Annotated in this window: 22 protein-coding genes and 1 tRNA gene; 3 read left to right on the top strand and 20 right to left on the bottom strand. The window is 64.0% G+C overall.

Annotated elements, in window-relative coordinates; translation table 11 throughout:
• Positions 1–44: 44 nt before the first annotated feature.
• The 9 genes from ACVILI_RS02295 to rsfS form a co-directional block, all read right to left on the bottom strand.
• The gene (locus tag ACVILI_RS02295; RefSeq protein WP_019861809.1) at positions 45–587 is read right to left on the bottom strand and encodes a nucleoside-diphosphate kinase; all 543 of its coding nucleotides are present in this window, start codon (positions 585–587) and stop codon (positions 45–47) included.
• Between the two features lie 14 nt (positions 588–601).
• Complete coding sequence (gene rnk / locus ACVILI_RS02300) at positions 602–1,024, bottom strand: nucleoside diphosphate kinase regulator (protein ID WP_038650334.1); 423 nt, start codon at positions 1,022–1,024, stop codon at positions 602–604.
• 273 nt (positions 1,025–1,297) lie between these two features.
• Positions 1,298–2,443: an alanine racemase gene (alr, locus tag ACVILI_RS02305; protein ID WP_240564708.1), complete on the bottom strand. Its 1,146-nt coding sequence runs from the start codon at positions 2,441–2,443 to the stop codon at positions 1,298–1,300.
• Positions 2,444–2,508: 65 nt separating this feature from the next.
• Positions 2,509–3,030 (bottom strand): RNA pyrophosphohydrolase, encoded by a 522-nt coding sequence (locus tag ACVILI_RS02310; RefSeq protein ID WP_019861812.1) that lies wholly within the window; start codon positions 3,028–3,030, stop codon positions 2,509–2,511.
• 30 nt (positions 3,031–3,060) lie between these two features.
• The gene (locus ACVILI_RS02315) at positions 3,061–4,242 is read right to left on the bottom strand and encodes a divergent polysaccharide deacetylase family protein (RefSeq protein WP_457102296.1); all 1,182 of its coding nucleotides are present in this window, start codon (positions 4,240–4,242) and stop codon (positions 3,061–3,063) included.
• Positions 4,243–4,434: 192 nt separating this feature from the next.
• Positions 4,435–5,766 (bottom strand): S41 family peptidase, encoded by a 1,332-nt coding sequence (locus ACVILI_RS02320; protein WP_038650335.1) that lies wholly within the window; start codon positions 5,764–5,766, stop codon positions 4,435–4,437.
• Between the two features lies 1 nt (position 5,767).
• Complete coding sequence (locus ACVILI_RS02325; RefSeq protein WP_038650337.1) at positions 5,768–7,138, bottom strand: murein hydrolase activator EnvC family protein; 1,371 nt, start codon at positions 7,136–7,138, stop codon at positions 5,768–5,770.
• Positions 7,139–7,342: 204 nt separating this feature from the next.
• Positions 7,343–7,825: a 23S rRNA (pseudouridine(1915)-N(3))-methyltransferase RlmH gene (gene rlmH, locus ACVILI_RS02330; protein ID WP_019861817.1), complete on the bottom strand. Its 483-nt coding sequence runs from the start codon at positions 7,823–7,825 to the stop codon at positions 7,343–7,345.
• Positions 7,826–7,909: 84 nt separating this feature from the next.
• A complete protein-coding gene (rsfS, locus tag ACVILI_RS02335; protein ID WP_010912111.1) occupies positions 7,910–8,287 on the bottom strand; it encodes a ribosome silencing factor in 378 nt (125 codons plus the stop codon).
• Positions 8,288–8,529: 242 nt separating this feature from the next.
• Here rsfS and ACVILI_RS02340 point away from each other — a divergent pair, with 242 nt between their 5' ends.
• Positions 8,530–9,381, top strand: coding sequence for a mechanosensitive ion channel family protein (locus ACVILI_RS02340; protein WP_019861819.1), 852 nt, complete (start codon positions 8,530–8,532; stop codon positions 9,379–9,381).
• Between the two features lie 56 nt (positions 9,382–9,437).
• Here the strand turns inward: ACVILI_RS02340 and ACVILI_RS02345 are convergent, their stop codons facing one another.
• From ACVILI_RS02345 to obgE, 5 genes are all read right to left on the bottom strand, one after another.
• On the bottom strand, positions 9,438–10,736 hold the full coding sequence (locus ACVILI_RS02345) for an MFS transporter (RefSeq protein ID WP_038650339.1): 1,299 nt from the start codon (positions 10,734–10,736) through the stop codon (positions 9,438–9,440).
• Positions 10,737–10,835: 99 nt separating this feature from the next.
• Complete coding sequence (locus tag ACVILI_RS02350) at positions 10,836–11,423, bottom strand: nicotinate-nucleotide adenylyltransferase (protein ID WP_019861821.1); 588 nt, start codon at positions 11,421–11,423, stop codon at positions 10,836–10,838.
• A 251-nt stretch (positions 11,424–11,674) separates the two neighbouring features.
• Positions 11,675–12,961, bottom strand: a complete 1,287-nt coding sequence (locus ACVILI_RS02355) for a glutamate-5-semialdehyde dehydrogenase (RefSeq protein ID WP_038650341.1) — start codon at positions 12,959–12,961, stop codon at positions 11,675–11,677.
• A gap of 3 nt (positions 12,962–12,964) precedes the next feature.
• On the bottom strand, positions 12,965–14,101 hold the full coding sequence (gene proB, locus ACVILI_RS02360) for a glutamate 5-kinase (RefSeq protein ID WP_038650343.1): 1,137 nt from the start codon (positions 14,099–14,101) through the stop codon (positions 12,965–12,967).
• 4 nt (positions 14,102–14,105) lie between these two features.
• On the bottom strand, positions 14,106–15,137 hold the full coding sequence (gene obgE / locus ACVILI_RS02365; RefSeq protein WP_038650345.1) for a GTPase ObgE: 1,032 nt from the start codon (positions 15,135–15,137) through the stop codon (positions 14,106–14,108).
• Positions 15,138–15,269: 132 nt separating this feature from the next.
• Here obgE and ACVILI_RS02370 point away from each other — a divergent pair, with 132 nt between their 5' ends.
• Complete coding sequence (locus ACVILI_RS02370; RefSeq protein WP_240564709.1) at positions 15,270–16,139, top strand: endonuclease/exonuclease/phosphatase family protein; 870 nt, start codon at positions 15,270–15,272, stop codon at positions 16,137–16,139.
• Between the two features lie 6 nt (positions 16,140–16,145).
• On the opposite strand, the gene ACVILI_RS02375 is transcribed toward ACVILI_RS02370, so the two are convergent.
• The 4 genes from ACVILI_RS02375 to ACVILI_RS02390 form a co-directional block, all read right to left on the bottom strand.
• On the bottom strand, positions 16,146–16,679 hold the full coding sequence (locus tag ACVILI_RS02375; RefSeq protein WP_038653491.1) for a GNAT family N-acetyltransferase: 534 nt from the start codon (positions 16,677–16,679) through the stop codon (positions 16,146–16,148).
• Positions 16,680–16,715: 36 nt separating this feature from the next.
• Positions 16,716–17,303 (bottom strand): GNAT family N-acetyltransferase, encoded by a 588-nt coding sequence (locus tag ACVILI_RS02380; RefSeq protein ID WP_038650348.1) that lies wholly within the window; start codon positions 17,301–17,303, stop codon positions 16,716–16,718.
• 117 nt (positions 17,304–17,420) lie between these two features.
• On the bottom strand, positions 17,421–17,690 hold the full coding sequence (rpmA, locus tag ACVILI_RS02385; RefSeq protein WP_010912120.1) for a 50S ribosomal protein L27: 270 nt from the start codon (positions 17,688–17,690) through the stop codon (positions 17,421–17,423).
• Between the two features lie 98 nt (positions 17,691–17,788).
• Positions 17,789–18,460, bottom strand: coding sequence for a 50S ribosomal protein L21 (locus ACVILI_RS02390; RefSeq protein WP_457102297.1), 672 nt, complete (start codon positions 18,458–18,460; stop codon positions 17,789–17,791).
• Between the two features lie 416 nt (positions 18,461–18,876).
• Between ACVILI_RS02390 and ACVILI_RS02395 the strand changes: the two genes are divergently transcribed.
• A tRNA-Ser gene (locus tag ACVILI_RS02395) sits at positions 18,877–18,966 on the top strand.
• 309 nt (positions 18,967–19,275) lie between these two features.
• Here ACVILI_RS02395 and ACVILI_RS02400 read toward each other — a convergent pair.
• Both ACVILI_RS02400 and ACVILI_RS02405 read right to left on the bottom strand, forming a co-directional pair.
• Complete coding sequence (locus ACVILI_RS02400) at positions 19,276–19,707, bottom strand: hypothetical protein (protein WP_457102298.1); 432 nt, start codon at positions 19,705–19,707, stop codon at positions 19,276–19,278.
• On the bottom strand, positions 19,643–20,299 hold the full coding sequence (locus tag ACVILI_RS02405) for a Panacea domain-containing protein (RefSeq protein ID WP_457102299.1): 657 nt from the start codon (positions 20,297–20,299) through the stop codon (positions 19,643–19,645). Before ACVILI_RS02405 ends, ACVILI_RS02400 begins: the two co-directional genes overlap by 65 nt.
• Positions 20,300–20,388 lie beyond the last annotated feature (89 nt).

The following is a 20,388-nucleotide window of genomic DNA, read 5'->3' on the forward strand; positions in this document are numbered from 1 at the left end:
TGAAAATCGATGCCGATTTTCGAGAACCATGCGCTGTTGCCCATTCACGCCGCCGAGGGACCGGGGTCGTCGTCTTCTGTCTGCCGCATTCCGGGCGTCTCGCCAAGAGGCCGCCAATCGTCTGCGGCGCTGTAGACGAGAGTGAGCCCGTGCGGTCGCCGCCCGTCGGCCCGGTCCCTCTGCCTGACCGCGCGCCGGGCAGCCTCCGGCTGGTAGAGCACGGCCTTGATCAGGATCGACTCCCGCCGGCCGTCGGCGTGCTCGATCGAAGCCGCTTGGCCCTGCGCCATGCCAAGCATGCACAGCCCACGCCTGGTTGCCACCGACAGGCTGGAGCCCACCGGCCCGCGCCCCTCGTTCTGCACCAGGGTACGCGTCTCGGCGTGACCGGCATCGACGCTGAACACCACCCTGCTGTTCAGCGTGACGATATCGGGGCCGACCGAATCGATCGGCACGATATCGGCGCTTGAAAGCTTGTGTTCGAGCATGCGCACGATCGGATCCGCGAATGCCCGCCGGCGCTCCAGCATGACTTCGAGGACGGCGCGGTCCTTCGTCGTCAGGCAGCAATTCGTGTTCTTCATCACCGCCTCCTCGATCAGCGCCGCTGCGCGCCGGAGGCCGGCGTGTCGACGGCTTCGACGGTCACCGACAGTTCACGGCCGCCCCGACTGCTCCAGCACACCGCCTGCCCGGCCGCCGCCCCGATGAGCGCCGTTCCCATCGGCGTCAGCACCGAGATCCTGTTTTCGGCAATGTCGGCGTCGCCGGGATAGACCAGCATGATGCGCTGGGTCTCCCCGCCTTCGCCGCGGACCGTCACGATCGAACCCATACGCACCACGTCGGTCGGCATCGCCGCCGCGTCCGTGACGACGGCGCGGTCCATCTCGAAGAGCAGTTCCTCGGCCGTCTCGGGGGCACGGTCGAGCAAGGCTCTCGCCAGGCCGGTCAACCTGTCATGGTCGGTGTCGCTGATCACAATCCGACTCGATGGACGCGGTCCTGTTGCATGTTGCATGGCACACCTCTTGGATCGGCGCATCGAATGGATGCGCGCTTGCCGCCGCACTGATGGCGGCGTGATGAAAGCCGGCAGCCACGAAGGGCTGTACGGCTTGATGGCGGTTTGGATGTATGGATGCCCCGATACGGACGGATGCCAGAAGGCGGCCGCGCCGGGGCTACGATCCCGCGATCGGGCAGACCCTGAACAAGGTTCTGGTGTAAGCGAGGTTGCTCATGCCCCGAACCTTGCCGACAGGCGCCCGCTTGTCAAGCGCGGCCAAACCGCTTAACCGCCGACATAGTGGCGGTGAAAGCGCGGGCCGAGACTGGCCAGGATTTCATAACCGATGGTGCCGGCATGGCCGGCGGCATCGTCGACGCTCTGCGAGGGACCGAGCAGCTCGACCACATCGCCCTCGCGCAGCCTGCCGGGCGGCAGGGCCGATATGTCGAGAATGATCGAATCCATCGACACGCGCCCGAGGAAAGGCAAGCGCACGCCCCCGAACCAGGCCGCCGAAGCGGAGCGGCGCAGCCAGCCATCCGCATAGCCGAACGAAATCGTCGCCAGGCTCAGCGGAGCGTTCGCGTGATAGCTGTGGCCATAGCCGATGCCGGCGCCCTTTTCGACGCGGCGCGTCTGCGCCACCTTGGCCTGCAGCCGCACCACGGGCAGCATCGGATTGGCCTCACCAGGCGTCGGGTTGATGCCGTAGAGCGCCGCTCCCGGCCGAGCGAGATCGTGATGGTAGGACGGCCCGAGGAAGATGCCGGAGGAATTGGCGAGCGAGGCAGGCGCCTCGGGCAGCACGGCGCGCAGCCGTTCAAAGGCCAGCCGCTGCTGCTCGTTGGCCGGATGGTGCGGCTCGTCGGCGCAGGCCAGATGGCTCATCACATATTTGACGTCGATGCCGTCGAACGCACTGCTATCCCCGGCCAGCGCCTCGACTTCGGCCGGCGCCATGCCGAGCCGCGACATGCCGCTGTCGACCTGGATGGCAGCCGGCAGCCGGCGACCGGCAGCCGGCGCCGCCCCGCGCCAGGCCTTCAGCTGCGCGCCACTGTTGATGACCGCGCAAAGCCCAGCCGCCATCGCTTCCGGCTCGGAGCCAGGCGGCAGCCCGTTCAGCACATAGATATCCGGCCCGGTTCCGATCGCCTTGCGCAGCGCAATGCCTTCGGCCAGCAGAGCGACAAAGAAGATGTCGCAGCCTTCCCGGGTCAGTGCCGCCGCCACCTGGGCGGCGCCAAGCCCGTAGCCATTGGCCTTGACCACGCCCGCGCAGGCCACGCCGCCCAGCCGCGCCTTCAGCCGCCGGTAGTTTTCACGGATCGCGCCGAGATCGATCGTCAGGATCGCGCCGGCCGCCGCCTCGCTGACCGGCCACCCGGTGACGGTTTTCGCAGCGGACCGGTTGACGGCGTCGTTCATGGCGACCCTCATTGCATCGGCCATCAATACGACCCTCGCACCAACGCGGCAACCTCGACGCGCGATTACCGCGCCAGATGGCTGAACGCCGCCACCACCTCTTCATAGACCTTGCGCTTGAACGGCACGATCAGGTCGGGCAGATCCTGCATCGGCCGCCACGACCATTTGTCGAATTCGGCGGTGTGGCCGCCGGGCGGCGGATTGATGTGGATTTCGCTGCTCTCGCCATGGAAGCGGAAGGCGAACCATTTCTGCGTCTGGCCGCGATACCGGCCCTTGAAGGCAATGCCGACGAGATGATCCGGCAGGTCGTAATTGATCCAGTCCGGCGCCTCGGCGAGCAGCGAGACGCTGCGCATGCCGGTCTCCTCATAAAGCTCACGCTCGGCCGCCTGCAGCGGTTCCTCACCCTTGTCGATGCCGCCTTGCGGCATCTGCCACAGCTGCGTCGTGCCGGCGAATTCGCTGTCGGGCTCGGCAATGCGATGCCCGACCCAGACCAGGCCTTCGCCATTGAGGATCATCAGCCCGACACAGGGACGATAGGGCAGCGTTTCGCGGTCGACTATTTTCGTCTTCGGCATCAGTCAGTCTCTCCAGCCATCTTGCGATGGCTAACCCTTTTGCGGATCGATCGCCACCGCTGAAATCGGCACGATCTCGATGCCGCGCTTCCTGGCCTCGGCAATCCAGGACGACACGGTGTCGACCGTGAGATCGAAGGCCGAGCCGAGGCCGACGGCAGTGCCCTTGGCCCGCGCTGTGGCTTCGAGACTGTCGAGTTTCTTCAGGATTGCGCCGCGATCCTGCACGGCGTCGATCGCCGTATCGCCGGCGACGAAGGGCACGCCGTCCTTCAGCGCCAGGTCGGGCGCCAGGCTGCGCGCCGACGAACCGTCGTCTATATAGGCCAGACCCCGTTTGCCGAGTTCGGCCATGAACGGCCCCATTGCCGCCGGGTCGGCGGAGAAACGCGCGCCCATATAGTTCATGACGCCGGTGTAGTTCGTCGTCCGCGACAGCGCCCAGTGCAAACTCTTGAGGTTCTCCTCGGCGCTCGCCGCCACCGTCAGCGTGTTGCGGCCGGGGTTGACGTTGGGATAGTCGAACGGTTCGAGCGGCACCTGCATGACGATCTCGTGGCCGCCCTGCCGGGCGGCTTGCATCCAGCGGCCGATGCTGTTGCCTTGCGGCGCGAAGGCCAGTGTCACTTCCGCCGGCAGCTTGGCGATCGCAGCCTGGGTGCCGGTCTGCGAGACGGCCAGCCCGCCGATGACGATCGCCACCCGCGCCCCGCGCGCGCCGGACCACGGCCGTGCATAAACATCGAAAGGCCGCCTTCCATCGGCGGAGCGTATCGGCAGCGGTCCGGTGTCGCTGGCTTCGATCAGCGCCTTGTCGGGAAGATGCGCGATCTTCAGGTTCTGCCCAATGCTCGATGGATCACGGATGACGATGGCGGCTTGCGGAGGGCCATCGCCCTCCTCCTTCTGCACATGGATGATCTGAGGACCACCGGTTTTGGACGGCGTTTCAACCTTTGGCGCCGCCACCGGGGCCAGAGCGGATGGCGCGGCGGCCGGCTCGGCCGCAGCCGTCACTTTCGGCGTCGAAACGGCGACCTCTTGCGGCTTTCGAAACGGCTTTTCCCGGAGCGCGATCGCGGCCGAGACGCCGACCAGCGCCAGCACGACAACGGTCGACGCAACCACGCCAGTGCTGAACTTGCGGGCAGCGCGCGGCGCCCGGAGCGTCTGTCCAAGCGGGCGTTCGATGTCCTTGCCGATATCAGCCAAGCCCTGTCCCCGGGGCGCATGGTTGCGAAGGCGACCCCTTCGACGACATGCGCGAATTCATCAACCCTGGCGCCCCCTGGCGCCGCATCCGGAGGCCTGGTCTTGCCTCCCCGAATCAAACTGCCGGAACCTTTCGGTCCCGGCAGCATCGCATTGCTTCGTTCAGGCGGCCAGACCCGGCCGACCAAACCGTTACTGGTTGAGCACGGCCTTTTCCGGATTGGGCGGGAAGGCCGGATCGGTCTTCTCGCCGCGCAGCAGCTTCTCGGCAAAGATCAGCTGCAGATCGTCCTTGGGATCCGGCGGCACATAGGCGGCCGAGCCCGAGCCGGTCGCGCTCTCGTCGGCGCCCTTGATGTGGCCCTTGAGATCGGATTCGCCGCGCGTCAGGTCCCTGCCCTGCAGTTCCGGCGGCAGCGGCTGGTCGACCTTGATGTCGGGCGTGATGCCCTTGCCCTGGATCGACTTGCCCGATGGCGTGTAGTAGAGCGCCGTCGTCAGCCGCAGCGCGCCATTCTCGCCGAGCGGAATGATGGTCTGCACCGAACCCTTGCCGAAGGACTGCGTGCCCACCACCGTGACGCGGCGCAGATCCTGCAGCGCGCCGGCGACGATTTCGGACGCGCTGGCCGAGCCGCCATTGACGAGCACGATCATCGGCTTGCCGTTGATGTCGTCGGTCTGCTTCGGCTTGGCGTCGAAGCGGGTGACGTCCTTCGGATCACGGCCACGCGTCGAGACGATCTCGCCGCGCTTCAGGAAGGCGTCGGACACGCTCACCGCCTGGTCGAGCAGGCCACCCGGATTGAGGCGCAGGTCGAGCACATAGCCCTTGAGCTTGTCGTCCGGCACCTGCTTCTTGATGGTGTCGATGGCGTTCTCGAGATCGTCATAGGTCTTTTCGGTGAAGGAGGTGATCTTCATGTAGCCGATGTCGTTCTCGACCCGGAACTTGACCGCCTTGACCTTGATGATGTCGCGCACCACCGTCAGCTCGATCGGCTTGTCGGCGCCCTGGCGCAGGATGGTGAGCTTGATCGGCGTGTTGACCAGGCCACGCATCTTTTCGACCGCGTCGTTGAGCGTCAGGCCACGAACCTCTTCGCCGTCGATCTTGGCGATGTAGTCGCCGGCCAGCACGCCAGCCTTGGCGGCGGGCGTATCGTCGATAGGCGTGATCACCTTGACCAGGTCGTTCTCCATGGTGACCTCGATGCCGAGGCCGCCGAACTCGCCCTTGGTCTGCACGCGCATATCCTGCGCCTGTTCGGCATTCATGTAGGAGGAGTGCGGATCGAGAGAGGAAAGCATGCCGTTGATGGCGTTCTCGACCAGCGACTTGTCGTCGGGCGGCGTGACATATTGCGCCCGCACCCGCTCGAAGATGTCGCCGAAGATCGCCAGCTGCTTGTAGGTCTCCGATCCCGCAGCGTTCGCCGACGAGCCAGGAGCACCATAGACGAGGCTCATGGCGGATGCGCCCATCAGCGCACCGGCAAACAGAAGCGACAGTTTCCGCATCATTTCACGTCCTTCCAGAATAACGGTCCGCCCACCATGGGGTCGGATCGACGGGTTTTCCATCCTTGCGGAACTCGACGTAGAGTTCCGGCGTGGCATTTCCATTCTTCGAAACCGAGGTGCTTGCCACCCGGGCCTCTCCCATCGCACCGACCGGCTCTCCTGCGAGCACTGACTGGCCAGTCACGACGCTGATTCTGCTCATCCCCGCCAGAACGACATGATAACCGTCGCCAGCATTGAGGATCAAGAGTTGACCATAGGAGCGAAACGGCCCCGCATAAAGCACATTCCCATCCGCCGGAGCGGTGACGATGGCTCCCGATTGTGTCGCAAGCATGTCGCCAAGCATCACCGCGCCATTACCGTCGTCCGCGCCAAACCGGCGTTTGATGCGGCCGGTGACCGGCAGCGCGATCTGCCCCTGCAGCGCCGAAAAGGGGGCGGTCGCGGTGAGCCGGTTGCCTTCGGGAACCGGCAGCGACGCCAGCGATGCCGTTTTGTCGCCGCCATCGTTTCCATCACTGTTCGGAACGTCACCCGGCTGGCCCGCGGCGGCTGCCTTTGCGGCATCGGCGGCCTTGCGGGCCTTGTCGGCCTGCGCTTCGAGCGAGGCGATCAGGTCCTTCAGGCTGGAGGCCTTGGCCGCCAGCTGCTCGGAACGCTGCTGTTCGGCCGCCATTTGCGCCTGCGTGTCGGCCTCGAGCTTCTGCTTGGCTTCCAGCAGCATGCCGAGCCGCTTCTTTTCCGCCACCTGCTCGCCGACAGCGTCCGTCAACCGCGCCCGCTCGGCCTCGATCGAGGCCGTTACCCGGGTCTGCTCCTTGAGGTCGGCCAGCAGGCTGTCGGTCTGCTGGCGCAATTCCGGCACCACGGCGCCGAGCAGGATGGCGCTTCGCACCGACGACAGCGCGTCCTCCGGCTTGACCAGGATCGCCGGTGGCGGGTTGAGCCCCATGCGCTGCAGCGCGCCCAGCACCTCGGCCAGCACATCGCGTCGCGCCATGAGCGAGGCGCGGATTTTCTGTTGCCGGTCTTTCAGCCCTTCCAGCTTGGCGCCGATGTCCTCGATGTCCTGACCAAGCTTCTGCTCGGTCATCGCCGACTGGATCAGCGCGGCGGTGATCGAGGCATGGTCCTTCTTGACTGCGGCAATATCGGCGGCGAGCTTGGCAAGCCGTTCGGACGACAGCGTTATTTCCTTGGAAACCTGCTCGTACTCGGCGCGGCTCTGGTCCGGATCGGGCGCCATGTCGAGCGTGTTTTCAGCCCGCGCGCCATGGAACGACAAAAAGAGCGCCGCCACCGCGATGCCGCAGCGCGCGCGCCAGGAGCCCCCTGTCGGGCCCGTTGTCGATTTCCAGCCCTCAGACATTCGCGATCTATACTATCCGCGGCTTCGTTAACGAACCATCAACCATGTTCGACCAGCCCGTCCCCGAATGAATGTTGCCCAAAGTGGTCCCCATTTTGGGCAACGACATGCATTAAACCACAGATTCTGAATCTAGCTCGGCATTGGGGCGGAAATCCGGGCAATGGGCGACGAATCACCGCTGGCGCCAACTGTGCGGCAGGCTCATGCGCGATGATAGGGGTGGCCGGAAAGGATCGTCGCCACCCTGTAGAGCTGCTCCCCCAGCATCACCCGCACCAGTTGATGCGGCCAGGTCAGCGCACCGAACGACAGCACCAGATCCGCCTGGTCGCGCAGCGGCGGATCGTGGCCGTCGGCGCCGCCTATGGCCAGCACCAGCGCCTTGCGCCCACCGTCGCGCAACTGCCCGATGCGATTGGCTAAATCCTGCGAGGAAAGGCTCTTGCCGCGCTCATCGAGCACGATCAGCGCCGTGCCCGGCTGCAGCTGCGCCTGCAGTCGGGAGCCTTCGTCGCGCTGGCGCTCGACAGCGCTCTGCGACCGGCCCTCTGTGATCTCGGTTATCCCGGCGAATTCAAGCCCGACCGCCGGCCCGCTCTTGGCGAAGCGCTCGAAATAGCGGTCGGCCAACTCCCGCTCGGGGCCGGCTTTCATTCGGCCCACGGCATGAACTGAAATCTTCATCCTCGCCTCTATAAGCCGCTAATGCATGTCACCCAAAGTGGGAAGCGGTTTTGGGACAATGACATGCATCAAAACAAAGGCGGCTTAGTGGAGGGTCTCTTCCTCGAGATCCGGCGCCTGCCACATCTTTTCGAGATTGTAGAATTCGCGGACTTCGGGGCGGAAGACATGGACGATGATGTCGCCCGAATCGATCAGGACCCAGTCGGCGCCGGACAGCCCCTCGACGCGCGCCGTGCCGAGGCCGGCATCCTTGAGCGCCTTGAGGAGATGGTCGGCGACAGCCGAGACATGACGGTGCGATCGGCCCGACGCGACGACCATGTAGTCGCCGAGGCTCGATTTCCCCTGAATGTCGATTGAGACGATGTTTTCGGCCTTGGAGTCTTCCAGACTGGCAAGGACTGTGTTGATGGCGCGGGACACGGCGTCGTTTACGCTGATCCCGGCCGGCGAAGGCACGATGTCGGCCTTCTTCCGCAGTGCTGTTCTCAGTGTATTTCCTTTCGCAGCAAGAACAACCAAATCACCCCCAAAAGCAGGTGACGCCACTTAGATAGGCAGAGTTCCCTGACAGTTTCAAGACGCAGCCCCAACTCACGCGAACTCGCCGGTTGCCCGCTTGTTCCAGAGGGAGGCAAAAAAAAGCGGAACCCAGGCGTCTGGCATGGGTTATCGGCTGACCGACCAACCGGAATCCCGCCATGCCGATCGACCCGCAAAACACCCTTCTTACCGTCCAGGCCGGCCTGGCGCAGCTCAGTACGCTGATCGTTTCCTATTCCTTCTCGGCCATCGGCGCCATCATCCTGCTGGTGGTCGGCTACATCGTCGCCGGCCTCGCCGAGCGTTCGATCTTTGCCGGCCTCGGCCATATCCACGGTTTCGACGCGACGCTGCGGCATTTCTTTTCCAAGATCGTCCGGTACGCCATCCTGATCCTGGTCGTCATCATGGTGCTCGGCCAGTTCGGCGTGCAGACCGCCTCGATCATCGCCGCGATCGGCGCCATCGGCCTGGCCATCGGCCTGGCGCTGCAAGGCACGCTGCAGAACATCGCCGCCGGCATCATGCTTCTGGCGCTGCGGCCGTTCCGCATCGGCGAATCCGTCGAGGTCGGCGCCATTTCAGGTTCGATCGAGGAAATCGGCCTGTTCGCCACCAGGCTCAGGACCGCCGACGGCGTCTACATACTGGCGCCCAATTCGACGCTGTGGAACCAGCCGGTGCGCAATTTTTCGCGCAATGGGGTGCGCCGCAGCGACATCAGCTTGAGCATCGGTTCGTGGAACGACATCGACGGCGCCCAGAAGACATTGCTTGCCCTTGCCGGCGCCGACAAGCGCATCCGTCGTGAACCGGCGCCTATCGCCTTCGTGGCCAGCCTCGGCGATACGACCGTTTCGCTTACCTTGCGCTATTGGACTTCGGCGGCCGACTACTTCTCCACGAATATCGACATGACGAAGCGTGCAAAGCAGGCTTTCGACAGCGAGGGCATCTCCATCCCACTGCCGCCACCGGAAGCGCCGGCGCCGGAGGCCCGCAAACAATAGGCGATTGCGGGGCGCCCGGAGCGGTTTCCCTAAGGCCTTGCGAAGAGCAACAACCTTCAGTCCTTGGTCCGGCCTGCGATCTCGTCCGGCGCATAAGCGAGTTCGACCGGCAGCGGCGCCTGCGCCGTCATCGGTGCGAAGCTGCCGGTCTCGGTGGCAGGCACGGCCTGTGTGGTGAACACGCGCAACAGCACGAACAGGCAGAAGGCGCAGGCGATGACAACGGCCACATAGATGAAGGCCTGCGTGCCGAAGACGGCCGACAGCGCCGTCACGATGCCCGGCACCACGAACCCGGCCAGCGACCAGGCAAACAGGAGCGAGCTGGACAGCGCCACCATGTCGTCCTTGCCGGCGCGGTCGGCGGCATGCGCGCTGGACAGCGAATAGATCGATTCCGAGGCGCCGTCCCACAAGACATAGATCACCAGCAGCGCCGGCAGCGCGCCGCCGTCGAAACCGAGCGCGAACATGCCGGCCACCGCGGCCAGCGCGGATGCCCCGATCAGCACGTAGCGGCGATCGGTGCGGTCGGATATCCAGCCGAAGGGAAGCTGCAGGATCAGCGTGCCGAGCGGCATCACCGAAAGCAGCAATGCCACATCGGCCTGGCTATAGCCCTTGGCCGTGGCATGGATCGGCGCGAAACCGGAAATCGACATGGACAGGCCACCGACCGCCAGCATGCCGGCAACGCCGACCGGTGAAATCCGCCAGGCCCGGCCCAGCGCCACCGAGGCGGCCTGCGGCGCCGGCGGCTGCGCCAGCCGCGTCATGCCGACGGGCAGGATCGACAAGGCGGTGAAGGCAATGCCGATCAAGGGCGCGTCCGCGGTCTTGATGTCGACCAGCGCCAGCGTCGCATAGCCGACACCGAGCCCGGCGACATAGGCGACGTAGAAAAAGGCCATCACCCGGCCGCGTATGGCGTTGGCCACGGCATCGTTCAGCCAGCTCTGCGCGACGATGAACAGGCCGCATATGGCAAAGCCGTAGAGGGCGCGCGCGCCGATCCACAGCACGGGGTGCGGACCGGCACCGATGGCCGCGTTGGAAAGCGCGATCAGCGCCGACAGCACCATGAAGGCGCGGGCATGGCCGACCCTGCGCACCAGCGGCCCGGTCAGGATGCAGCCGGCAAGACCGCCGGCCGACAGGCCGGTGACGATCAGCCCGGCCCAGGTCGGATCGAAGCCCTCGACGCCGAGCCGCACCGGGATGTAGGCAAACATCAGCCCGTTGCCGATGGCGATCAGCGCCATCGACACGATGACACTGGCGATCGCGATCAGCGGCGTCGGCGCACTGCCATGCACCGGATCGATTTTGGTATTGTGCTTCACGGGAGTGGCCATGTTCAGACAAGATCGCCTATGCGGCAGCGAAAAGCCCCTGCAAAAACGACATCGGCGGTCTTCCCTTCTCCCCTGGGAGAAAGGAAGACCGTGCAGGTCCTACCCCTTCGCCATCTTGCGGATCGCGCTCGACGACAGCGACGAGCGCGGGCCGTGGATGAAGGTCCAGGCCGGCGCCTTCATGCGGGCGAGCAGCGGCGCGTCGCCTTCATCGATGCGGGCATAGTCGAAGGTCTTGGCGACGACCGACGACAGGAACGACAGCGTCGCGCCCGGCCGGTCGATGACCGCGATGGGGAACGTCAGCACGATCTCGCGCCAGCGCTGCCAGCGATGGAAATCGCGCAGACTGTCCGCGCCCATGATCCAGACGAAGTCGACACCCGGGTTGCGCGCCTTGACCAGCGCCAGCGTGTCGGCGGTATAGCGCACATGATGCGCCGCCTCGAAGGCGGTGACCTTGATCTTCGGGTTCTTGGCGATCTGCTCCGACAGTTGCAGCCGCTCGGCCAGCGGCGCCAATTCGCGCGTGCTCTTCAGCGGATTGCCCGGCGTCACCATCCACCAAAGCTGGTCGAGCGCCAGGCGCCTCAGCGCGATCTCGGCGACCAGGGCATGGCCGGCATGCGGCGGATTGAACGAGCCGCCGAACAGGCCGACGGCGAGACCTTTTTCGGCATGCGGCATCTTCAGGTAGGCGGAGGGGGCAGCCTGGGGGGAAGAGGATGGCATCGCGCTAGGCACCCCCCTCTGGCCTGCCGGCCATCTCCCCCGCAAGGGGGGAGATTAGCAGTTCGACTGCAGGAGCAAATCCTGCAACGCTGATGATTGGCGAAACCGGAAATTCCAGCCGATCTCCCCCCTTGCGGGGGAGATGTCCGGTAGGACAGAGGGGGGTGCCTGGGCGCAACGGTTCACGCTCTAGTGGCAAAATAAAATCAAGGCCTCACCTGTCCCGACCCGCGCACGCGATATTTGAACGAGGTCAGCTGCTCGACACCGACCGGCCCGCGCGCATGCATCTTGCCGGTGGCGATGCCGATCTCGGCGCCCATGCCGAACTCGCCGCCATCGGCGAACTGGGTCGAGGCATTGTGCAGCAGGATCGCCGAATCGATCTCGTTGAAGAACCGTTCCACGGCCTTCGCGTCCTCGGCGATGATCGCCTCTGTGTGATGCGAGGAGAAGGTCTCGATATGCTCGATCGCGCCACCGATGCCGTCGACCAGCTTCACCGCGATGATGGCGTCGAGATATTCGGTCACCCAGTCGGCATCGGTCGCCGGCTTGGCGTCGAAAAACACCTTCAGCACTTCTTGATCGGCATGGATCTCGCAGCCGGCGGCGCGCAGCGCATCGAGGATCGGTGCCAGATGCGTGGACGCCACAGCGCGGTCGACCAGCAGCGTTTCGGCGGCGCCGCAGACCCCGGTGCGCCGCATCTTAGCGTTGACGGCGATCCTGACGGCCATGTCGAGATCGGCGGAGCGGTCGATGTAGAGGTGACAGATGCCTTCGAGATGGGCGAAGACCGGCACCCGCGCCTCGCTCTGCACCCGCCCGACCAGGCTTTTGCCGCCGCGCGGGATGATGACGTCGAGCGCACCGCCTAGCCCCTTCAGCATCTCGCCGACAGCGGCGCGGTCGGTGGTCGGCACCAGTTGGATGGCGTCTTCCGGCAGGCCGGCGGCCTTCAGGCCCTCGACCAGGCAGGCATGGATGGCAGCGGACGAATTGAGCGAATCCGAACCGCCGCGCAGGATCACCGGATTGCCGGCCTTGAGGCAGAGCGCACCGGCATCCGCCGTCACGTTCGGGCGGCTCTCATAGATGACGCCGACGACGCCGAGCGGCGTGCGCACGCGCTCGATCCGCAGGCCGTTCGGCCGTTCCCAGGCGGCGATCACGTCACCGACCGGATCCTTGAGTTCGGCGATTTCGCGAATGCCGTCGGCCACCGCGCGGATGCGCGCGGGATTGAGTTTCAGCCGGTCCATGAAGGAGGCGGAAAGCCCTGACTCCTCACCATTCGAGATGTCGATGGCATTGGCGTCGAGAATGTCCTGCTCGCGCGCGACGATCGCGTCCGCCATGGCAAGCAGCGCGGCATTCTTGGCGGCGGTGGTGGCGATGGCCAGCGGTCGGGCGGCGGCACGGGCGCGGCGGCCGATATCGGCCATCAGCGCCACGGTGTCATCCCCGGATTTTTCATGCAGCTTCAGCATGGCTCATCCTCCGCTTATGTCGCCTCCCGCGTGACTCACCACGAGATCATCGCGGTGGATCATCGCCGAACGCGCTTCGTAGCCGAGCACGGTTTCGATCTCGGCCGTCTTCAGGCCTGCGATCCTTACGGCATCGGCGGCATCATAGGCAACCAGCCCGCGCGCGATCTCGCGGCCCTCTGGCGACAGGATCGCCACGGTATCGCCGCGCGAGAAATTGCCGCTGACCAGTTTGACGCCGGCCGGCAGCAGCGATTTGCCCGATGCGAGCGCACCGACGGCGCCGGCGTCGACCGTCAGCCGGCCGGCCGGTTCGAGCTGGCCGGCGATCCAGGTCTTGTAGCCCTTGACCGGATTGGCGCTCGGCCGGAAGAAGGTGGCGCGCTCGCCGCGCTCGATCGCCATCAGCGGCGACAGCCGCGTGCCCGAGGTGATGATCATCGCGGTGCCGGCGGCGGTGGCGATCTTGCCGGCATCGAGCTTGGTGCGCATGCCGCCGCGCGACAGTTCGGAGGCGGCAGCCCCCGCCATCGCCTCGATGTCCGGCGTGATACGGTCGACCACCGGAATGAACTTGGCTTGCGGATCGCGCGCCGGCGGTGCGGTGTAGAGCCCGTCAATGTCGGAGAGCAGCACCAGAAGGTCGGCGCCCATCATGGTGGCAACGCGCGCGGCCAGCCGGTCATTGTCGCCATAGCGGATTTCGGACGTGGCCACCGTGTCGTTCTCGTTGATGACCGGCACCGCCTTCATCTTGAGCAGCGTCGAGATCGTCGCGCGCGCATTGAGATAGCGGCGGCGCTCCTCGGTGTCGCCAAGGGTGAGAAGAATCTGGCCCGACTTCAGGGCGCCCCTGCCAAGCGCATCCGACCAGGCACCGGCGAGCGCGATCTGCCCGACGGCGGCGGCCGCCTGGCTCTCCTCAAGCTTCAGCGCGCGCTTGCCAAGGCCAAGGATGGTCCGGCCAAGCGCGATGGCGCCGGAGGAGACGACGAGGATTTCGGCGCCACCCTCAGCGAGCACCGCGATGTCGTCGGCGAGCGAGTCCAGCCAGTCGCGCTTCAGGCCGCTCGCGCGGTCGACGAGCAGCGCCGAGCCGATCTTGACGGTGATGCGCCGGTATTTTTTCAGCGACTGCATGGTCTTACTTTTCCCAGCGCGTCTCGACCACGGGCGCGGCCTCCGCGCGCGCCTCGGCAATCACTGTCATCAGCGCCCGCAGAACGGCCTCGACACCTTCGCCGGTGACGGCGGACAGAAGCAACGGCGCGCGGCCGGCGGCGCGCTTCAGCGAGGCGACCTTCTTCTTGCGTTCATCGGCATCGAGCGTGTCGACCTGGCTGAGCGCCAGGATCTCGACCTTTTCGGTCAGGCCGTGGCCATAGGCCTCGAGTTCGGCGCGCACGGTCTTGTAGGCCTTGCCCGGGTTTTCCTCCTGCGCCGAAACCAAATGCAGCAGCACGCGCGTGCGCTCGACATGGCCGAGGAAACGGTCGCCGATGCCGACGCCTTCATGCGCGCCCTCGATGAGGCCCGGAATGTCGGCGATGACGAATTCGCGCGCATCGATGCGGGCGACGCCGAGGCCGGGATGCAACGTCGTGAACGGATAATCGGCGATCTTCGGCTTGGCCGCGGTGACGGCGGCGAGAAAAGTCGACTTGCCGGCATTGGGCAGCCCGACCAGCCCGGCATCGGCGATCAGCTTCAACCGCAGCCAGATATTGAGCTCCTCGCCGGGAAGGCCGGGATTGGCGCGGCGCGGCGCCTGGTTGGTCGAGGTCTTGAAATGCTGGTTGCCGAAGCCGCCATTGCCGCCCTTGGCGAGCAGGAAGCGCTGGCCGACCACGGTGAGGTCGCAGATCAGCGTCTCATTGTCTTCCTCGAACACCTGCGTTCCCGCCGGCACCTTCAGCGTCACGTCGGCGCCCTTTGCGCCGGTCATGTTGCGGCCCATGCCGTGGACGCCGGTCTTGGCCTTGAAATGCTGCTGGTAGCGATAGTCGATCAGCGTGTTCAGGCCGTCGACCGCTTCCAGCCAGACATCGCCGCCGCGGCCGCCATCGCCGCCATCCGGCCCGCCGAACTCGATGAATTTCTCGCGCCGGAACGACACCGAACCGGCGCCCCCGTCACCCGAGCGGACATAGACCTTGGCTTGATCGAGAAATTTCATGGGATTGCAGTTTCTTTTATTGGCCTTGCGGCATTGCTCTAAACCTTGGGCCTTGCTCTAAACCAAGGCGCGGTCAAGGGCGAGACCGTTTTGTGACAATGGCCGCTTGGGGTCGGCCGGAGACATGTTGGCATGAAGCTTGTAACCTACAACATCCAGTACGGCATCGGCCTTGATGGGCAATACGATGTCGCGCGCATTGCCGACGCGGTGCGCGGCGCCGATGTGATCGCGCTGCAGGAGGTCACCCGCAACAATCCGAGGAACGGCGGGCGCGACATGGTCGCCGAGATCGGCGCGGCGCTGCCGGACTATTTCGCCGTCTACGGCAGCAATTTCGAGGCCAATATCGGCTCGCGCATCGACAACGGCCGCGCCATCACCACAACCTTCCAGCTCGGCAACATGATGCTGTCGAAGACGCCCATTCATCTGTCGCGCAACCTGCTTTTGCCGCGCAGCCGCAGCTTCGAGATGATGAACTTCCAGCGCGGCGCGCTGGAAGCGCTGATCGAGACGCCGCTTGGGTTCATCCGCTTCTATTCCATCCATCTCGATCACCGTAGCCCGGTCGAACGCGCGAGCCAGATCCAGTTCCTGCGCCGGCGCCTTTTGAACTACGCGCTCGAAGGCGGCGCGCTGTCCGGCGTCGCCGAGATCGGACTGCCGGAATTGCCGCACCCCGAGGCCTTTGTCGCCATGGGCGATTTCAACATGCTGGCAGGCTCGCCCGAATATGTCGAACTGGCCGGCCGGCCGGATCACCAGTTCGGTATGCCGCTGACCGCCGACTTCGCCGTCGACGCCGCCGTGCGCCTCAACGTCGCCGGCGACGATCTCGCCAGTTGGGTCGACCCCAAGGACCCGGCGAACACCAGCCGCCACAAGCGCATCGACTACGTCTTCACCAGCGCCTCGCTTGCCAGATCGCTGAAGCGCCTGTGGGTCGACCACCAGGCAACCGGTTCCGACCACCTGCCGGTGTGGGCCGAACTGGGCTGACGCACCTCATCCGGCTGCGTTTTCGCGTTCAACAATAGCCATCATGATCGTATCGCCGTAGTGCCCGTCGATACGGATAGCGTCGCGCTGCACGCCCTCCCTGACAAACCCCACCTTGTCGTAAAGGGCGATTGCACGGGCATTGTCGGCATGTACGGACAGCTCGACGCGGGCAAAGCCGACCTTGCGTGCCTGCGCCAGGGTGGCATTGATAAGCCGCAGTCCGAGGCCACGCCCGCGATGGGAGGCAACAATCCCCATTCCGAGGCTGCCACGATGCGCATGGATGAGCCGGTCATGGCGTGAGATATCGCACCAGCCGACCACCTCGCCGTGAACAACGGCGACGAAACCTGGATCGCCGGCCACGATACGGTCCAACACGAATTGCCGGGTTTGGTCGAGTGGCGGCGCCTCGAGGAAGGACAGGTACTTCCGCTCACGCGCAACGAGATCAAGCGCGCGATGAAAACTTTCGATGCAACCCGGCGTTATCGGCGCGATCGCGATCGTTTCAATATTGTTGCTGTCATCGGCCATTGGCTTGCCCGGCGCCATCCATCAAAGCGCCATCCATCAAAAATGCACCCAGTTGCGCAGGCTGATCCACGTCTTCCTGTCGAGCCTGTAGCGCTCGACCGGCACCTGGCCGGCGACGATCGAGTTCAGCATGCCCTGCCCGGCATACTGGAAGCCGCACTTGTGGATCACCCGGCGCGAGGCCGGATTGATGACCCGCGTCGAGGCATGCAGCACCTGGACCGATGTCTTCTGGAAGGCGAGGTCGACCAGCGCGTGGGCGGCTTCCGTCGCATAGCCGCGCTTCCAGTAGAGTTCGCCGATCCAGTAGCCGAGCTCCAGCCCGCGATCGGTGGTGTTGAGCCCCGCGCAGCCGACGAAGGTGTCGGTGCCGGCCAGCGTCAAGGCATAGGCGATGCCGGCGCGGCGCGACCGTGTCATGGCCAGGAAAGCGCGGGCCTCGGTCTCGCCATAGGGGTGCGGCATGCGCGCCAGCATTTCGGCGACATGACGGTTGTCGGCAAGCTCGACCAGTTGCGCGATGTCGCTCTCGCGCGGCGCCCGCATCACCAGCCGCTCGGTGACCAGCACCGGGCAGTCTATCGCGTAACTTTCGTCTTCTGAGTCTTCCGCTTCGGCAACCATTTTAGTCCTCCAGGCAAGAAAAAAGGGGAGATGGAAACCCATCTCCCCTGATCCTTTTCCTGGCGTTGCCAGACACCGGTTCCCGAGATGGGCGCCGGTGTTCTAGTGCGGAACCGGCTACTCCGCGGCTTTGGTAATCGGGTTGACCGATACGTAGGTTCGGCCGTTGGCTTTTTTGTTGAAGGTGACTGCGCCGGATTCGAGCGCAAAAAGGGTATGGTCCGTGCCCATGCCGACATTGACGCCGGGATGCCAGGTGGTGCCGCGTTGACGAATGATGATGTTGCCCGGGATGACGGCTTCGCCGCCGAACTTCTTCACGCCCAGACGCTTGGAATGCGAGTCGCGACCGTTGCGCGACGAGCCGCCAGCTTTCTTGTGTGCCATCTAACTAACTCCGTTGCGCCGCAAGGCGCCTAAAAGGCCTTATGAACGCGTTCGCGTTCCGTTTCAAGTCCGATCCGGCGGATGTTTCGCCGGAAAAATTACTTCTTCGCCAGTTCCTTGGCCTGTTCGCTCCAGTCCTTGATCTGGTCGGCGCTGAACGGCATGTGCTCGTCGATCTTGGCGACATCCTTGTCGGTCAGCTTGGCGAGCTGCGCGAAGGTGATGATGCCCTGCTCGTTGAGATCCTTGGCGGCGACCGGGCCGATGCCCTTGATCACGGTCAGGTCGTCCGGCTCGCCCTTCGGTGCCTTGAACAGCGGCGCGGCGGCGGTCTCGGCCGTCACGTCTGCCTTGGGGGCAGCTTCCTTCTTGGCCTTGGCCTCCTTCGGCGCAGCCTCGGCAGCAACCTCGGCCTTGGCTTCCGCCTTCACGGCGGCCTTCTTGGCGGGCTTCGCGCCACCCAGCAGGATCTCGGAGATCCGCACGGTGGTCAAAAGCTGGCGATGGCCGATCTTGCGGCGCGAATTCTGACGGCGGCGCTTCTTGAAAGCGATGACCGTGCGGTTCTTGCCCTGCTCGACGACTTCGGCGGTGACCAGAGCGCCATCGACGAACGGCGCGCCGAACGTCACATTCTCGCCCTCGCCATGCGCGAGCACGTGGCCGATCTCGACGATATCGCCGACATTGGCTTCGACTTTTTCGATCTTCAGGAGATCGTTGGCGGCAACGCGATACTGCTTACCGCCCGTTTTAATGACTGCGAACATTTTTTGCCTTTCGCTGTTCGGTCGGCCTCGATGAACCGCCTGAGGCGGTTCGGCCGTCTTTTTGTCAGTCTGCGGGTTCAAAAAACAAGCGGCGCGGAAGAACCCTCCACGCCGATTGCGCGCTGTCCCTAACCGAAGGTTGCGTGGGAGTCAAGGCAACAGCCGTTGCCGGGGAAGTCATTGGCCGGCAAAGACCAGGCATGTCGACTTGACCGCCCGGCGTTGCCTTCACCTGGCGGCGGGTATGCGTGGTTGGCCCGTGAAACCGCGTGGGTTCGACCGCAAAGACCTGCCCTGTTTCAGCTGCTTGCCCGGCAGGCCGGATGACAAGCCAAATATCGGTGGATTTGGCCTTGTAACCTGCCCGTTCAGCCGTTATCTAGTGCGCCGCGCCGGCAACGGCCGACCATGACCGCGGAGAGGTGGCAGAGTGGTCGAATGCACCGCACTCGAAATGCGGCATGGGTGCAAGCCCATCGGGGGTTCGAATCCCTCCCTCTCCGCCAGACAATTCCGATAACGTATTGATTTCGTTCATTTTTACGGATTCAATTCGAACCCGCTTGCACTTGCCCTTGCACCTTCGGCGTGCGGTTAACGTTGCATTCGAGCCCAAATCCTAATCTGCTTTCGCCGGCAGACCCACACGATTTCTGGCGGGCGCAGAACGGTTGCATAAGAGCATTGTCCGCACGCTGATCTCGACTAGCTGCGATAACTGCGCTCGCTCCACAGCGCTGCACCACCGGCAAGTAACCAGCATTCGTTAGATGGCGCGGGGCGAGTCCGGTGGATAAGGACCCCTGCCCACTAGCCTATTCATGATTCTTGATGACGTTTTCGACGAACAATGTCGCCAAAATCAACAATACCGCCGTTATGCCGCTCTTTAGAAATTGCCCAACTTCATCAGGCTTATCGATAAACGACGCTACCCATATCCATACTAGATAGACGAACCCGAAAGCGAAAATCGCAAGGGTGATGCATACCAAAATGAAAAGGAACCAGAAGAAGCAACGCTTGATTTTAGCGAGTGTGGCGCGGTTTAGAGCCCTCACCCCGCGCTTATCATTGTCCTCGTCTTCCGCCGTAAATCCCTCCGACGCCTTGACGGCCTCGCCTAGTTTGTCGGCAGGAGTTTCCTTTAGGCGCGCAAGAAGATCACGTTCGCCTTGCGGACTAAGAGGCGGCGTCGAGGTATCGCTTAATTCGGTTTTGATAGTGTTCCGCGATGTCCTTGTCACGAATCTGCGTATCCATCTCTTCAGGATTGTAGACTCGCGACCAAGGCGTATCGGCTTCATGAGTCTTAGCGCGAAGAGTCGACCCCGAGAAATGCTTATACACCGACCAGACCTTGTCTAGGATAAAATTAGATTCTTTATCCTCAGGATCAATGCGCGGCTCGACTGCGTCGAACGTGTCGAGATCAAACCTCATTGCCTTCTCATTGATTGGGTCTGAACGAAAGTGCTTAAATTCATGATACAAAGAAGGGATGACAGGGCCGTGTTTCCAAGCCTGAATCTTTTCCTGAAAAAGACGCTTTCCCGTAAGAGCAAGTACCCAGCCATAGGCAATATAAACAAGCTTTATCAGCTTCATTGGCGAGATCGTACGCCCTTCTTTCTTCGCCCTATCCAGAAAATAATTGGCGATATGCTGCGGTGTATACTCCATGAGCCTTGATTTCGATTGTTGGCCGCCGTTCCCCCATTGCGACTCAGTGCAGCTAACAACCTCCTCCTTCTTGTCAAGATAGTGATTCTCTCCCCTCTTGACAAAGGAAAACAACAGCCCGTAGCCGATTCTTGCCCATATGCTGACAAAACTCATAGCCGCAGCCGAGCGAAGGAGGCGACGATTGCGGCCCTCGGAACGCAGACCTCAAGGGCGCAAAGCTAGATTGAGTAACCACGTCTGCG

It is taken from the genome of Mesorhizobium sp. USDA 4775, assembly GCF_054062655.1.

Excerpts from the sequence above, each read along its gene's own strand:
- ACVILI_RS02295 (WP_019861809.1), bottom strand. The coding sequence starts at position 587 with ATGAAGAACACGAATTGCTGCCTGACGACGAAGGACCGCGCCGTCCTC.
- rnk (WP_038650334.1), bottom strand. The coding sequence starts at position 1,024 with ATGCAACATGCAACAGGACCGCGTCCATCGAGTCGGATTGTGATCAGC.
- alr (WP_240564708.1), bottom strand. The coding sequence starts at position 2,443 with ATGAACGACGCCGTCAACCGGTCCGCTGCGAAAACCGTCACCGGGTGG.
- ACVILI_RS02310 (WP_019861812.1), bottom strand. The coding sequence starts at position 3,030 with ATGCCGAAGACGAAAATAGTCGACCGCGAAACGCTGCCCTATCGTCCC.
- ACVILI_RS02320 (WP_038650335.1), bottom strand. The coding sequence starts at position 5,766 with ATGATGCGGAAACTGTCGCTTCTGTTTGCCGGTGCGCTGATGGGCGCA.
- ACVILI_RS02325 (WP_038650337.1), bottom strand. The coding sequence starts at position 7,138 with ATGTCTGAGGGCTGGAAATCGACAACGGGCCCGACAGGGGGCTCCTGG.
- rlmH (WP_019861817.1), bottom strand. The coding sequence starts at position 7,825 with ATGAAGATTTCAGTTCATGCCGTGGGCCGAATGAAAGCCGGCCCCGAG.
- ACVILI_RS02340 (WP_019861819.1), top strand. The coding sequence starts at position 8,530 with ATGCCGATCGACCCGCAAAACACCCTTCTTACCGTCCAGGCCGGCCTG.
- ACVILI_RS02345 (WP_038650339.1), bottom strand. The coding sequence starts at position 10,736 with ATGGCCACTCCCGTGAAGCACAATACCAAAATCGATCCGGTGCATGGC.
- ACVILI_RS02350 (WP_019861821.1), bottom strand. The coding sequence starts at position 11,423 with ATGCCGCATGCCGAAAAAGGTCTCGCCGTCGGCCTGTTCGGCGGCTCG.
- ACVILI_RS02355 (WP_038650341.1), bottom strand. The coding sequence starts at position 12,961 with ATGCTGAAGCTGCATGAAAAATCCGGGGATGACACCGTGGCGCTGATG.
- proB (WP_038650343.1), bottom strand. The coding sequence starts at position 14,101 with ATGCAGTCGCTGAAAAAATACCGGCGCATCACCGTCAAGATCGGCTCG.
- obgE (WP_038650345.1), bottom strand. The coding sequence starts at position 15,137 with ATGAAATTTCTCGATCAAGCCAAGGTCTATGTCCGCTCGGGTGACGGG.
- ACVILI_RS02370 (WP_240564709.1), top strand. The coding sequence starts at position 15,270 with ATGAAGCTTGTAACCTACAACATCCAGTACGGCATCGGCCTTGATGGG.
- ACVILI_RS02375 (WP_038653491.1), bottom strand. The coding sequence starts at position 16,679 with ATGGCCGATGACAGCAACAATATTGAAACGATCGCGATCGCGCCGATA.
- ACVILI_RS02380 (WP_038650348.1), bottom strand. The coding sequence starts at position 17,303 with ATGGTTGCCGAAGCGGAAGACTCAGAAGACGAAAGTTACGCGATAGAC.
- rpmA (WP_010912120.1), bottom strand. The coding sequence starts at position 17,690 with ATGGCACACAAGAAAGCTGGCGGCTCGTCGCGCAACGGTCGCGACTCG.
- ACVILI_RS02390 (WP_457102297.1), bottom strand. The coding sequence starts at position 18,460 with ATGTTCGCAGTCATTAAAACGGGCGGTAAGCAGTATCGCGTTGCCGCC.
- ACVILI_RS02405 (WP_457102299.1), bottom strand. The coding sequence starts at position 20,299 with ATGAGTTTTGTCAGCATATGGGCAAGAATCGGCTACGGGCTGTTGTTT.